The organism is Aeromonas sp. 62-46, from assembly GCF_001898585.1.
Lineage (GTDB): Bacteria > Pseudomonadota > Gammaproteobacteria > Enterobacterales > Aeromonadaceae > Aeromonas > Aeromonas caviae.
The window spans coordinates 533,496-546,500 of record NZ_MKUI01000058.1; the positions used below are offsets into that span (position 1 = coordinate 533,496).

A 13,005-nucleotide genomic window follows, 5' to 3' on the forward strand; every position below is an offset into this window, starting at 1 on the left:
GACGCCGGGACTCCCCTTTCCCTTGACCCGACGGATGGCCGTCGCAAAGGAGATGCAATGCAACAAGTGGTCTATGTGGCCAACCCGGTGAGCGGGTTGATCCATGTGTTTCGCCTCGAAGCAGGCACCCTCGCCCCGCTGCAGGAAGTGCAGACCGGCGGCGAGGTGCAGCCCCTGGTCATCAGCCCGGACCGGCGCTGGCTCCATGCGGGGGTGCGTCCCGATTTTCGGGTGCTGAGCTTCCCCATCGCCGCCGATGGGCGGCTCGGGGCCCCGACCTCGGCGCCACTGCTCGGCAGCGCCTCCCACACCTGCACCGATGGGAGCGGCCGCCTTTTCTTTGCCGCCTCCTACGCCTTCAACCACGTCACCGTCTCCCGCCAGGATCAGGCGGGCCGGATGCAGCCCCCTCACCAGCGTCTCGACCACCTGATGGCGGCCCACTCGGTCACCTGGCTCCCGGGGCAAAACGGGGAGCAGGATCTGCTGGTGGCCTGCCTGAAAGAGGACAGGGTGCGCCGCTTTGCCCTGGTGGACGAGAGGCTGGTTCCCCATCCCTTGGGGGACATTCACACTGCCCCCGGCGCCGGGCCCCGCCATCTGGCACTGCACCCGGACAACGGCGATCTCTATTGCCTCAACGAACTCGACGCCACCCTCAGTCGCTACCACAGGGAGGCGGACGGACAGATAGTGGCGCGCGAGAGCCTGGACATGCTGCCCCCAGGCTATGAAGGGGAGCGCTGGGGCGCCGACCTGCACCTGACCCCGGATGGACGTTTTCTCTACACCAGCGAACGGGCCAGCAGCCTGCTCACCCTGTTCGGCGTCTCCCCCCAAGATGGCGCCCTCACCCCCCTCGGCCACTTCCCGACCGAGGCCTGTCCCCGGGGCTTTGCCATCGACCACAGCGGCCACTGGCTCATCGCGACCGGGCAGCAATCCCATGAGGTGGCGCTGCATGCCATCGACCCCGAAAGCGGCCAGCTCACCCCGGGCCCACGGAGCGAGGTGGGCAAGGGGGCCATGTGGGTGAGGGTGCTCGTCCTCCCCTGAGCTGGCGAAAAACGGGCATAAAAAAGCCATGGCACTGCCATGGCCTGTGTGAACCGGCCCCCTCAGGAGCCGGTCACCTCCTTCAGGAAACCGGTGAAACGCTGCCAGGACTTGGCATCGGCATCGGCGCGGTAGTTGTCCGAGCCAAAGACGCTGAACGCGTGGGGAGCACCGCTGTAGCTGGTCGCCTCATGCTTCACCCCGGCGCTCTCCAGCTCGGCCACCAGCGCCGCAAATTGACCCAGAGAGACCGCCTCGTCGGCGCTGCCGTGCTGGACAAGCAACTGTCCCTTCACCTCTTTGTAGTCCTGCCCGGCCGGGGTCTCCAGCCCGCCGTGTACGCTCACCACCCCTTTGAGATCCGCCCCGCTGCGGGCCAGCTCCAGCACGGCGGCGCCGCCGAAGCAGTAACCGAGGGCCACCGCATTGTCGAGCCGCCCCCCCTGCCTGCCCGCCTCCGCCAATCCCCCTTGCAGCAGGGTGCGCATCCTGGTCCTGTCCTGATAGAGGGCCCCGGTGAGGCGCTTCTTGTCTTCCACCGTGCTCGGCCTGACCCCGGCACCGAACAAATCTACGGCAAAGACACTGTAGCCCAGGGCCACCAGCATCTCGGCCCGCTTGATCTCGTAACCGTTGAGCCCGTCCCAGTCGTGCACCAGCACCACCAGGGGGGCATCCTTGTCGGCACCCGCCAGGTAATAGCCCTCGAACGGCTTGCCTTCGACCTCGTAGCGCACCGCACCGGCCTCGGCCGCGCCGCTCCCCATCAGCCCCAGCAGGGCCAGGATCCATGCCCTCTTCATCCTTTCGTCCTCTCCCGTCAATGGTGCCCCTGAGTGTAGCCGCTTGACATGGGGAGCCCGGGTTCAGTGGTACACAGGTAAAAAAAGAGAGGCCACCCGAAGGTGGCCTCTTTTTCATCATCTCAACGTACAGCAAGCCAGGCGCTTAATCCTTGGCGCTCTCCATGGCACCCGTTTCGGAGTGCTGGGGCAGGATGAGGTTCAGCAGGATCGCCGCCACCGAGGCCAGCCCCACGCCCGCCAGGGCGAAGTCGCCGATCTTCATCTCCAGGGCGCCGACACCCACGGTCAGGGTCACCGCCACGATGGCGATGTTGCGGGACAGCCCCAGATCCACCTTGGACTCCACCAGGGTCTTGAGACCGATGGCGGCGATGGATCCGAACAGCAGCAGCATGATGCCGCCCATCACCGGCATGGGGATGGAGGTGAGCAGGGCGTTGAACTTGCCGAAGAAGGCCAGAATGATGGCGAACACCGCGGCCCAGGTCATGGTGACCGGGTTGAAGTTGCGGGTGATCATCACGGCGCCGGTCACTTCCGCATAGGTGGTGACGGGGGGACCACCGATGAAACCGGCGAAGCAGACGCCGATGCCGTCACCGGCCAGGGTGCGGTGCAGGCCGGGATCCTTGGTGTAGTCCTTGCCGGTCACGCCGCCGATGGCCAGCACGCCGCCGATGTGCTCGATGCAGGGGGCGATGGCCACCGGCAGCATGAAGAGGGCCGCGGCCCAGTTGATCTCCGGGGTTTCGAAGTGGGGCAGCGCCAGCCAGGGGGCGTTGACCATGCCGTCGAAACTCACCTGGCCCATCAGCACGGCAGAGACATAACCGGCGATGACACCGCACAGGATGGGGATGAGCTTGATCCAGCCCTTGCAGAACACGGCGGCAATCAGGGTGACCGCCAGCGAGATCCCCGCCAAAGTCAGCGCCGTGGTGGCAGGCACAACCTGCTCACCGCCGGCACGGCCCATGGCCATGTTGCAGGCTACCTGAGCCACCGACAGGCCGATCACCATGATGACGGGACCGATGACCACGGGGGGCAGCAGCTTGTGCACGAAGCCCATGCCACGAGCGCGGATGATGGCCGCCAGGATGAAATACATGAAGCCCGCGGCAAACAGACCGAACATGGTGGAGGGCAGGCCCCAGGTCTGGGTGGCATAGATGATGGGGGCGATGAAGGCGAAGCTGGAGCCGAGGAAGATCGGCACCTGACGACGGGTGCAGAGCTGGAACAGCAGGGTGCCTACACCGGCGCCAAGCAGGGCCATGGAGGGGTTCAGACCGGTGAGCAGGGGCACCAGCACCATGGCACCGAAGGCGACAAACAGAATTTGCAGCCCGGCGACGCTTTGCTTGACCAAGGAAAACATGGGTATCCTTAATTTTTTGATAACTGACAGGGATATTTGACACTTTTCAGTCATCACAAGACGTTTTCAAGGCAGCCAACGGACCAAATGGCGTCATTTGTTGCCTTTCACTGCTTGGGGAGGGCATGAAACTGGCTTTTTAGGCGGGATTCGCTGCTACAAGCATCGAGGATGCGATTTTACGCACTTTTATGGCCAACGCCAATCGTTTTTCCGGCGAGTTGACATGACAAGGCTTTCAACTGGTCGACGCAGATATCGCCCCAACCCCCTCTCTATACTCGAAGGCGTGACCCCACACCGACAAGGAGTTCCCCATGTCACTGCCCTCGTTCAAACCCAGCCAGCGCCGGCTGCTGCTGGGCTCGGCCATCGCCCTGGCCCTGTTCGCCACCCCGCTGAGCTATGACTTCGACCACCACCAGTGGCAGGTAAACCAGGCCCATGCCAAATCCTGTTTCATTGCCGGTACCCGCATCCTGATGGCCGATGGCTGCGAACGCCCCATCGAGACCCTGCGGGTCGGCGATCGGGTGCGGGACAGGCACGGGCAGAGCAACCGAATCCAGGCCATCGAGCGGGTGGCGCTGGGGGCGCGCAGGCTCTACGGGCTCAATCATCTGCCCCCCTTCTTTACCGCCGAGCACCCCTTCCTCACCACCCGGGGCTGGGCGGCCATCGCACCGGCCATGACCCGCACCGAAAACCCGGCCCTCGCCGTGCTGCCGCTCTTTACCGGCATGCACCTGCTGGGTTGGTCAGAGGGGGGCAGCGCGGGCAACCTGGCGCTGGCGCCGCACCCTGTCGAACTGCCGGTGGCCTCCCTCTCCTGGGTTGATGCCCCGCCCGCCACGGCGCTGTTCAACCTGATCCTCGATGGCAGCCACAGCTATGTGGCCAATGGGCTGATCGTGCACAACAAAGGGGGGGATGGCGGCGGCAACAGTGGTAGCGGAGGCGGCAACAGCGGCGGCGGAGGCAGCAACAGCAGCGGTGGGGGCAATAGTAGCCACAGTGGAAACAATAGCGGAAATGGAGGCGATAGTAGCCATAATGGAAACAATGGCGGGGACGACAGCGGCCACGGCGGCGATGACCGTGGTCAGGGCGAACATGCCGGTGGCGACCAGCACGCTGGCGGCGATCGCCACGGCGGTGGCGACAAGCATGCAGGCGGGGAGCGTCATGCCGGTGGCCGGGTGGACGACAACGGTGTGGACGCCGTCGACGCCAATGGCAACAAGCTTCGGGGCGATGGCAGCGTGGACGACAACGGTGTGGACGCCGTCGACGCCAATGGCAACAAGCTTCGAGGTGATGGCAGCGTGGACGACAACGGTGTGGACGCCGCCGACGCCAATGGCAACAAGCTTCGGGGCGATGGCAGCGTGGACGACAACGGCGTGGACGACAACGGCGTGGACGCCGTCGACGCCAATGGCAACAAGCTTCGGGGCGACGGCAGCGTCGACGACAACGGCGTGGACGCCGTCGACGCCAATGGCAACAAGCTTCGGGGCGACGGCAGCGTCGATGACCGCCTGGTGCCCCCGCCCGCTCAATAGGTGGCAGCGTCCTGCCCCGCACACACAGCAGGGCGGAAAACAGAGAGGGTGGCCTGGGCCACCTTCTCTTTTTCTATGGCATCGTCATGCCCGCGACACATGCGGGCAGGTCGCACCTCAGACCCGGCGATAGGGCAGGTAGACCGGCTCCCACATATGGCTCAGGATGTGCTCTTGCAGATCCTGACCGATGAGCGGATGGGAGGGATCCCGGCGCACGATGTCCTTGAGCACCGCGGTCGCCACGTGCACCGAGATGTTGCGCAGCTCGCTGATCCTCGGGTAGACGGTGCCCCGGGCGAGATCCGCCTCGCTCACGCACTCCGCGAGCGCAAAGGCGGCGGTAGTGAAGATGTCCGGGCTTATCTCGCGGATCTGGCTGACGATGGCCGCCAGCCCCACGCCGGGGAAGATGAAGACGTTGTTGCCCTGACCGATGCGATAATCCTGCCCCTCATGGTGCACGTCCTTGAACGGGCTGCCGGTGGCGACGATGGCGCGCCCCTGGCTCCAGCGGAAGATGTCTTCCGGCAGGGCCTCGCAGTTGGCGGTGGGGTTGGAGAGGGGGAACACCATGGGGCGCTCGCAGTGGGTCAGCATCAGCTGGATGTGCTCCTCCTGGAAGGCGCCACCGGCGCCGCTGGTGCCGAGCAGCACTGTGATGGGCACGTGGCGCAGCACCTCGGTCAGCCCCGCCTTGCCCTGCAGATCCCACTGGGCCAGCAAGAGGCCCGGCTTGGCGTAGCGGCGCTTGTACTCATCCAGCCCCTCGCGGTTGTCACACACCAGCCCCTGGGTATTCAGGATGTAGATGCGATCCCGCGCCGCCTGCGGGTCAAGCCCCTCGCGGATCATCCCCGCGCAGATCTGATCCGCCACCCCGACCCCGCCGGCTCCGGCCCCGTAGACCAGGTAGTGCTGCTGGCCCAGGGTTTCCCCCTTGGATTTGACAGCCCCAATGATGCCCGCCAGCACCACGGCCCCGGTGCCCTGGATGTCGTCGTTGAACGACGGCAGCGCCTGCTGGTAGCGGGCCAGGTTGTTGAAGGCGTTGGACTTGCTGAAGTCCTCCCACTGCAACACGGCGTTGGGGAAGTGGCGCTTGACCCCGGCCACGAACTTGTCGATGAAGTCGTCGTACTCCTTGCCGCGAATGCGCCTGTGGGGCTGCCCCAGGTACATGGGGTCATCCAGCAGCGCCTGGTTGTCGGTGCCCACGTCCAGCGCGATGGGCAGGCAGCAGGCGGGGTGGATGCCCGCCCCCAGGGTATAGAGGGCGAGCTTGCCGATGGGAATGCCCATACCCCCCACCCCCTGATCGCCGATGCCGAGGATCCCCTGGCTGTCGGTCACGACGATGATGCGCACCGCCTTGGCATCCATGTGGCGGGCGAGGGAGCCCATGTCATCGACGTTCTTCGGGGTGATGTAGAGGCCGCGCGGCTTCTGGAAGCGGTGGCTGAACTCCTGGCACGCCTTGCCCACGGTCGGGGTGTAGATGTAGGGAGTCATCTCCTCCACGTGGCGGGACAGGAGGGCGTAGAACAGGGTTTCGTTGCGATCCTGCAAGGCTCGCAGGTTCTGGTACTTCTCTATGTCGCTGCAGGCGCTCAGGAAGGCCTCATAGACCCGCTCCAGCTGGGCTTCGAAAGTCTGCACCTGGGGCGGCAAGAGGCCGCCCAGCTCAAAATCGGCCCGCTCCTGTTCGGTAAAGGCGGTGCCCTTGTTGAGGTTGCGATCGTTGAGCAGATTGGTGCCCGTCAGCGCAACGGGGCGAAAATCGTGACCCTGTGCATCTTTCCACAGCAGATATTGTCCGGTAGCCATAGTCATTCTCTTTGATTTACATGAAGTTGCCATCAGGCAGGAGAGCAAGACTCAGAATGCTGGGGATCATATGACGTTTGCCGATCCGGTTTTGTGAGCTTGGACAAACCCTGCGGCCAAAGGCGCCTTTGCCGGGGCAGCCGAAGGTTGCTCCCGCGCCCGGCTTGGCGCAAGATCCCGACACGCCCCTGTGGGCATCCCTTTGCGAGCAACGGAGCACCATGACCCCTTCCTCTTCCCCCGCTTTTCTCGTCAGCGGCGTCATCCTCGCGGGCGGTCGCGCCACCCGCATGGGGGGCGATGACAAGGGCTGGGTGCCCCTCGCGGGCACTCCCCTGATCGAACACGTGCTGACCCGCCTGCGCCCCCAGGTGGACGAGGTGCTGATCAACGCCAACCGCAGCCAGGCTCGCTACCGGCAGCTTGCCCCCGTCATCGGGGACGCGCAGGCCGACTTCCAGGGGCCGCTGGCCGGCATGCTGGCGGGGCTGACGGCGGCCCGTCACGACTGGGTGCTGTTCGTCCCCTGTGACGGCCCCGCCCTGCCCCTTGATCTGATGACCCGCTTTCGCGCCGCCATCACCCCGGACACCGATCTGGTGGTGGCCCACGACGGGGAGCACCTCCAGCCCGTGGTCGCCCTGCTGCGCCGCGCCCTGCGCCCCTCCCTGAGCCAGGCGCTGGCGGACGGGGAGCGCAAGACCGGGGCCTGGTTTGCCCGCCACCGGATGGCGGTGGTGCCCTTTGCCGATCTGCCCGACGCCTTCGTCAACCTCAACAGCCCGGCCGAACTCGCCGCCTGGGAGGCAAGGCTGCGGGAAGGGGGCGCGCCATGAGCCCCCTGCCCCTGCTCGGCTTCGTCGCCTGGAGCGGCACCGGCAAGACCACCCTGCTGGAGCGCCTCATCCCGCGCCTGGTGGCGCGCGGTCTGCGCCTCGGGGTGCTCAAGCACACCCACCACGCCTTTGACATGGACCAACCCGGCAAGGACAGCCACCGCCTGCGCCAGGCGGGCGCCACCCAGGTGATGGCGGCCTCCGACCGGCGCCACGCCCTGATTCGGGAGACCCCGGAGGGGGAGCCCCCCTTCGAGGCGCTGCTGGCCCGCTTCGATACGAGCGCCCTGGATCTGCTGTTGGTCGAGGGGTTCAAGCACAGGCGCTTTCCCAAAGTGGAGCTGTATCGCGCCGCCATCGGCCGGCCCCTGCTCTTCCCCGATGATCCTGACATCGTCGCCCTCGTGAGCGACGCTCCCCAGGCCACGACCCTGCCCCGATTCCCCTTCGAGGATCTGGAGGCCATCGCCGACTTCATCTGCGCCCGGTTGCCCCCGCACGCCCCCCGTCAGGCCCCGCCGCCTCTTCGCCTCTGCGCCCGGCTGCTGGCGGCCCTGCCCCCATCGGCAGAGCAGGGCGTTGTGCCCGGCTTGCTCAGTCAGGACGAGGCGGGCACCCTGCTGGTGCGCCCGGTGGATGGGGGCCACAACAGTGCCAACTGCCACATCGAACGGGCGCCGGGTAGCGCGGCCCTTCCCCCCGGCGAGCGGGTCATGGTGCGCCTGCCGACAGGTGCGCCCCCATGAACCGGAGAAACGACGCAGGTCAAGGCAAATGCCGTCCCCCTTGCTATCCTCACAACCCTGACCCGAGATAAGAGAACGCCCTTGCGCCTCAATGCCCCACTCTCCCGCTTCGATCTGCTCATCTATGGCCGCTACCGCCTGGTCCACGGCCTGCGCATCGCCCTGGCCTTCACCCTCACCTTCCTGCTGACCCGGGAGCTCAAGCTGCCGGAGAGCACCTGGCCCCTCATCACCCTGGTGGTGGTGATGGGCCCCATCTCGTTCTGGGGCAACGTGCTGTCGCGCGCCCTGCAACGGGTGGTGGGCACCGTCTTTGGCGCCGCCTGCGGGGTGGTGGCCCTCTATCTGGAGCTCTACTCCCTGCCCCTGATGCTGGCCTGGTGCTGCGCCATCATGTTCCTGTGCGGCTACCTGGCGCTCGGCAAGCGCCCCTATGTGGGGCTGCTCATCGGCATCACCCTGGGGGTCATCGTCGGCGGGGTGCCCGGGGACATCGAGACCGCGCTCTGGCGCAGCGGCGACGTCATCCTGGGGTCGGTGCTGGCCCTGCTGTTTTGCAGCATCTACCCCCAGCGGGCCTATACCCACTGGCGTCTGCAGATGCACGACACCCTGCAGCAGGCCGGGCGGCTCTACCACACCCACCTCTCCCCCAACGTGCTGGAGCGCCCCAAGCTCACCCGAAGCCATGCCCGCCTGCTCGCCAAAATAGTCAGCCTGCGCCCCCTGCTGGCCCCGGCGGTCAAGGAGACCCGCCTTGGCAGCCCGCTGTTCGAAGCGACCCAGACCACCCTTCGCAACAGCGTCTGCACCCTGGAGATGCTGGCCAACACCTATTGGCGGGATCGCCAGAGCCACTTTCTGATGCAGAGCCACCCCGGGCTTCGCGCCTGCCAGCAGGCGACGGAGTCGGTGCTCACCGAACTCGCCCTCATGCTCAAGAGCGGCGATACCACGGCGGCCGACCAGGCCATCGGCCGCCTGCAAGAGGCCGCCGCCAGGCTCGATGGGGACGCAAGCCAGGCGCCAGGCCAGGGACACGACCCCACCCTTGGCGGCTACCTCTGGCTCAATCTCCATCTCATCGAGCAGCTCACCCACCTCCATCGCCTGCTGGGGCTGGTGCTGCAACCCTATGCCAAGCCCTCGGCCCGCCCCTGATCGCGCCGCCTGCAACCGCCCACAAAAAAGCCCCGCCGTTGCGGGGCTTGCTTGTCTCGGGCTCGCGCCTTAGCTTGCACGAGCCAGGGGCTGCTCCGGAGTGAGGTAGAGGGAGAAGTCCTCTATCCCCGCCTTCAGGGCGGCAAAGCAGTCGGGGTCGATGGCCGTGCCCAGGTTTTCCGCCATCATCTCCAGGGCACGCGGCACCGGGATGGCATCCCGATAGGGACGCTTGGCGGTGATGGCATCGAAGATGTCGGCGGTGGTGATGATGCGCGTCTCCAGGGTGATCGCCTCCCCCTTGAGCCCCTTGGGGTAGCCCTTGCCGTCGAGTCGCTCATGGTGGGCACCAGCCACCAGGGCCAGCTCCTCGAAGGCGCCGATGCGGCCCAGGATCTCCTCGGTGTAGGCGGCATGCATCTGCACCGCCGCCCACTCCTGCTCGTCAAGCTTGCCCGGCTTGTCGAGGATGGCGTTGCTCACCCCGAGCTTGCCCACGTCGTGAAGCAGGGCACCCCGCTTGAGCCAGCGCCGCCGCGCCTCGGACAGCCCCATCTGGGCGGCGAGGATGTCGGTATAGAGCGCCACCCTGCCGCTGTGCCCCGCGGTATAGGGGCTCTTGGAGTCCACCACCTGGCCGAAGGCCGCCGCTATCTCGTCCAGATAATCCTCATCCAGCGCCACCTCCCCCTGCCCCGCCGGGTGGCCGAAGACCCGCTCCGCCAACGCGGGATCCGCCAGCCCTTGCCAGAAGGCGTCATCGGCCAGCGCCTCGAAGGCATTGACCAAGGCGGGATCAAACCAGTTTCCACTGCGCTCGCGCAGCTCCCTCATCGCCGCGTCCGGCCCGGCGGCGGCGTGAAACACGTCCACCACCTGACAGAGCAGGGCGATGCGGGAGAAGAGCGGGATGGCCTCCCCCGCCAGTTGTTGCGGCCGCCCTTTGCCGCTCCAGTACTCATCCAGGGAGAGGATCCCCTGGGCCACCTCGTCGCTGAAACGCAACTGGCGGGCGATGTCCGCCCCCCGGTGGCAGCGGGTCAGGATCAGCTCGTTGGCTATCTGATCCCCGTTGCGAAAGATGTGGAACAGGCTGCGAAAACGGCCCAGCAGATCCGCCTGCAAGCCGGTGTGGCCCAGCACGAAGTTGACCACCTCGGAGAGGGAGCCATCCACCAGCTTGAAGTCGCGCTTGAAGTGAAGATCGTCGGTGAGATAGAGCTCGCAGATGCGGGCGGCATTGCTGCTGCACCCCAGATCCTTGAGCAACAGGGTGTAGTAGAGGTCGTGGCGCTGCCGGGCATCCAGTCCCAGTTGCTCCCCCAGACGAGAGCCTATCCAGCAGCAGCGGATGCAGTGGCCTCTCGGCTGCCCTTCCGTCATGTCCAGAGCATGGCTGAGAGAACCAATCAGCTCTGCCAAACGCAATCCATTTACCGTCATAGCCCACTCCCTCTACATCGGGGCGTACTTGCCCGCAGGCATGTATAGCATTTGTCGGGAGTAAAGGATCAGGGGCGCGACAAATTATGCCTGCACCGCTCCCCGGCTTGCCGCCGCATCGCGCTGCTCGCGGCTCAGGGTCGAGACCAGTTTGTCATCCAGATAGAGATCCAGCCGCTCCCCGCGCATCTCTCCCCGCATCAGGCTGCGCTGACCGTCGATGTAGTGGATCTCCATCTGGGCGGTGCGCTCGTCCGGGTAGCTCACTTGTACCTCGCGCACCCCTTGGGGCAGCAGGGCCAGCGGCACCTGGTTGAGGGCAGGATCCAGGTGCTGGTTCACCTTGATGATCGCATCGCTCTTCTGATCCACCAGGGCAGGCGCCTTGCCGGTAATGGGGTTCTTGCCGGACCAGAATTCGATGGTGTTGAACACGAAGAGATCCGCCGTGGCCGCCAGGCCATAGACGGGGGAGAGCAGCACGAAGACGCCGGCACGGCCGTAGCGGTTGTCCACCACGCTGAGGTTGCCCTTGGTCACCATGGAAGAGAGGCCCATCTGACCCATGCAACCACCGAGCCCCAGGCTCGCCCCCATTCCCAGCAGCAGGGCCAGTGCCCTGCCTCTCTGTCGTACTGCCATTGTTGTCTACCTGCTCAATAAAAAGGAGGCGGCAGCCTAAACAAGGGGGCCGGGCGGCACAATGAGGAAGGGGGGCCTCATACAGCCAGGGTTCAGCCTGGCCGTCCGATCGCTCACTCTGTTGGCAATCTTGCAGTCAGCCCCTCAGATGGAGAGGGCCGACACCGTCTGGGAGACCCTGTCCGCCTCCTGGTGGATCTCGCTCATCAGCTTGTCCACGCTGGCGATCTGCTGCTTGCCGAGTTCGGCGCTGCCCGCCACCCCGGCCATGTCGTCGGTCACCCTGGCGGTCAGCTCGCGGTTCTTCTGCACCACCTTGGCGATCTCGTCGGTAGAGAGCGACGTGCGGGCGGCCAGCTGGCGCACCTCGTCCGCCACCACCGCAAACCCGCGCCCCTGCTCCCCCGCCCGCGCCGCCTCGATGGCGGCGTTCAGGGCCAGCAGATTGGTCTGATCGGCGATGGCGCTGATGGTCGAGACGATGGCCTCGATGCTTCTGGACTGCTCGTTGAGCTGGCCGATGAGGGCGATGGCCTCATCCACCTGGGAGGCGATGAGGGAAGAGGTCTGCACCACGGCGCGCAGCAAGCCCGCCCCCTCCTCTGCGCTGTGCAGGGTCTCCTGGGCGGTGCTGTGGGCCAGGCGGGCCGCCTCCCGGGTGGCGTGGTTCTGCTCGATGCGCGCGGTGATGTCGCTGGCGAACTTCACCACCCGCACCACCTTGCCGCTGCCATCCCGGATGGGGTTGTAGGTCGCCTCCAGCCAGACGGCCTGCCCCCGGCTGTTGTGGCGCATGAAGAGGCCGGACTTGAACTGGCCCCGGGCCAGCTCCTCCCAGAAGCGGGGCTGCTCGCGCAGGAAGGTTTCGTCACAGAAGATCCTGTGGTGCCTGCCCGCGATCTCCCCCAAGGTGTAACCCATGACGCTCAGGAAGTTGGCATTGGCATGAATGATGTCGCCGTTCGGGGTGAACTCGATCATGGCCCGGGAGCGGTCCAACGCCTCGGTCAGCGCCTCGAGTCGCTCCAGCCGCTGGTGCTGTTCGGTGACGTCGCTGGCAATCTTGAATACCCGGGTCACCCGGCCCTGGTGCTTCACCGGGAAATAGGTCGCCTCCAGCCAGCGCGTCTCCCCCTGCCGGTTCACACGCTCGAAGGTGCCTGACTGCACCTCCCCCTGCGCCAGGCGGCGCCAGAACTGGCGATAGTCACCGGACTCCCCCCAGGCCCTCGGACAGAGCTGGCTGTGGGGCTGCCCAATCAGTTCGGCGGCACCATATCCCATCAGGGCCAGGAAAGGGGTGCTCACCTCCTGGATGATCCCCTCCGGGCTGAAGATGACGGTGGCGGCACCCGCCTTGATCGCCTCTATGATGCCCTGCTCCTCGTCGAGCCGGGTCTGACATGCCTGCAACTGCGCTTTGAGTTTGTGATTGAACATGACGCTTCTACCTCGTTGACCATCCCCATGGGCACCACCGCCTGACCCACAGAGGGTATCGGCACCGCCAGCGCCGACATAAGTGGTCGGACGACTGAAACG

The 13,005-nt window shown here is 66.0% G+C and carries 11 protein-coding genes; 5 read left to right on the top strand and 6 right to left on the bottom strand.

Going from position 1 to position 13,005, the window contains the following annotated elements; all coding sequences use genetic code 11:
* Positions 1-57 precede the first annotated feature (57 nt).
* Positions 58-1,056: a 6-phosphogluconolactonase gene (pgl, locus tag BGO64_RS20205; protein ID WP_286701261.1), complete on the top strand. Its 999-nt coding sequence runs from the start codon at positions 58-60 to the stop codon at positions 1,054-1,056.
* 62 nt (positions 1,057-1,118) lie between these two features.
* Here pgl and BGO64_RS20210 read toward each other — a convergent pair whose 3' ends face one another.
* Positions 1,119-1,859: a dienelactone hydrolase family protein gene (locus tag BGO64_RS20210; RefSeq protein WP_219603840.1), complete on the bottom strand. Its 741-nt coding sequence runs from the start codon at positions 1,857-1,859 to the stop codon at positions 1,119-1,121.
* Between the two features lie 145 nt (positions 1,860-2,004).
* Positions 2,005-3,243, bottom strand: a complete 1,239-nt coding sequence (locus BGO64_RS20215; RefSeq protein ID WP_041213272.1) for a uracil-xanthine permease family protein — start codon at positions 3,241-3,243, stop codon at positions 2,005-2,007.
* 317 nt (positions 3,244-3,560) lie between these two features.
* Here BGO64_RS20215 and BGO64_RS20220 point away from each other — a divergent pair, with 317 nt between their 5' ends.
* Positions 3,561-4,808, top strand: a complete 1,248-nt coding sequence (locus BGO64_RS20220; RefSeq protein ID WP_286701262.1) for a Hint domain-containing protein — start codon at positions 3,561-3,563, stop codon at positions 4,806-4,808.
* 117 nt (positions 4,809-4,925) lie between these two features.
* Here the strand turns inward: BGO64_RS20220 and BGO64_RS20225 are convergent, their stop codons facing one another.
* Positions 4,926-6,635, bottom strand: a complete 1,710-nt coding sequence (locus BGO64_RS20225) for an NAD-dependent malic enzyme (protein WP_286701263.1) — start codon at positions 6,633-6,635, stop codon at positions 4,926-4,928.
* A 221-nt stretch (positions 6,636-6,856) separates the two neighbouring features.
* On the opposite strand from BGO64_RS20225, the gene mobA reads away from it, so the two are divergent.
* From mobA to BGO64_RS20240, 3 genes are all read left to right on the top strand, one after another.
* On the top strand, positions 6,857-7,471 hold the full coding sequence (gene mobA, locus BGO64_RS20230; protein WP_045523963.1) for a molybdenum cofactor guanylyltransferase MobA: 615 nt from the start codon (positions 6,857-6,859) through the stop codon (positions 7,469-7,471).
* Positions 7,468-8,217 (top strand): molybdopterin-guanine dinucleotide biosynthesis protein B, encoded by a 750-nt coding sequence (gene mobB, locus BGO64_RS20885; protein WP_286701264.1) that lies wholly within the window; start codon positions 7,468-7,470, stop codon positions 8,215-8,217. The genes mobA and mobB overlap by 4 nt, the downstream gene beginning before the upstream one ends.
* Positions 8,218-8,298: 81 nt before the next feature.
* Positions 8,299-9,378 (top strand): FUSC family protein, encoded by a 1,080-nt coding sequence (locus BGO64_RS20240; RefSeq protein WP_286701265.1) that lies wholly within the window; start codon positions 8,299-8,301, stop codon positions 9,376-9,378.
* A 69-nt stretch (positions 9,379-9,447) separates the two neighbouring features.
* Here the strand turns inward: BGO64_RS20240 and BGO64_RS20245 are convergent, their stop codons facing one another.
* The 3 genes from BGO64_RS20245 to BGO64_RS20255 all read right to left on the bottom strand — a co-directional run bounded on the left by BGO64_RS20245 (position 9,448) and on the right by BGO64_RS20255 (position 12,903).
* The gene (locus tag BGO64_RS20245) at positions 9,448-10,821 is read right to left on the bottom strand and encodes an HD-GYP domain-containing protein (RefSeq protein WP_286701266.1); all 1,374 of its coding nucleotides are present in this window, start codon (positions 10,819-10,821) and stop codon (positions 9,448-9,450) included.
* 84 nt (positions 10,822-10,905) lie between these two features.
* The gene (locus tag BGO64_RS20250; protein ID WP_286701267.1) at positions 10,906-11,463 is read right to left on the bottom strand and encodes a DUF3332 domain-containing protein; all 558 of its coding nucleotides are present in this window, start codon (positions 11,461-11,463) and stop codon (positions 10,906-10,908) included.
* A gap of 144 nt (positions 11,464-11,607) precedes the next feature.
* Complete coding sequence (locus BGO64_RS20255) at positions 11,608-12,903, bottom strand: methyl-accepting chemotaxis protein (protein WP_286701268.1); 1,296 nt, start codon at positions 12,901-12,903, stop codon at positions 11,608-11,610.
* Positions 12,904-13,005: the final 102 nt, after the last annotated feature.

Bases quoted from the DNA above. Each gene is read 5' to 3' on its own strand.
- BGO64_RS20245 (WP_286701266.1), bottom strand. From the start codon at position 10,821: ATGACGGTAAATGGATTGCGTTTGGCAGAGCTGATTGGTTCTCTCAGC.
- BGO64_RS20215 (WP_041213272.1), bottom strand. From the start codon at position 3,243: ATGTTTTCCTTGGTCAAGCAAAGCGTCGCCGGGCTGCAAATTCTGTTT.
- mobB (WP_286701264.1), top strand. From the start codon at position 7,468: ATGAGCCCCCTGCCCCTGCTCGGCTTCGTCGCCTGGAGCGGCACCGGC.
- BGO64_RS20255 (WP_286701268.1), bottom strand. From the start codon at position 12,903: ATGTTCAATCACAAACTCAAAGCGCAGTTGCAGGCATGTCAGACCCGG.
- BGO64_RS20210 (WP_219603840.1), bottom strand. From the start codon at position 1,859: ATGAAGAGGGCATGGATCCTGGCCCTGCTGGGGCTGATGGGGAGCGGC.
- pgl (WP_286701261.1), top strand. From the start codon at position 58: ATGCAACAAGTGGTCTATGTGGCCAACCCGGTGAGCGGGTTGATCCAT.
- mobA (WP_045523963.1), top strand. From the start codon at position 6,857: ATGACCCCTTCCTCTTCCCCCGCTTTTCTCGTCAGCGGCGTCATCCTC.
- BGO64_RS20225 (WP_286701263.1), bottom strand. From the start codon at position 6,635: ATGGCTACCGGACAATATCTGCTGTGGAAAGATGCACAGGGTCACGAT.
- BGO64_RS20220 (WP_286701262.1), top strand. From the start codon at position 3,561: ATGTCACTGCCCTCGTTCAAACCCAGCCAGCGCCGGCTGCTGCTGGGC.
- BGO64_RS20250 (WP_286701267.1), bottom strand. From the start codon at position 11,463: ATGGCAGTACGACAGAGAGGCAGGGCACTGGCCCTGCTGCTGGGAATG.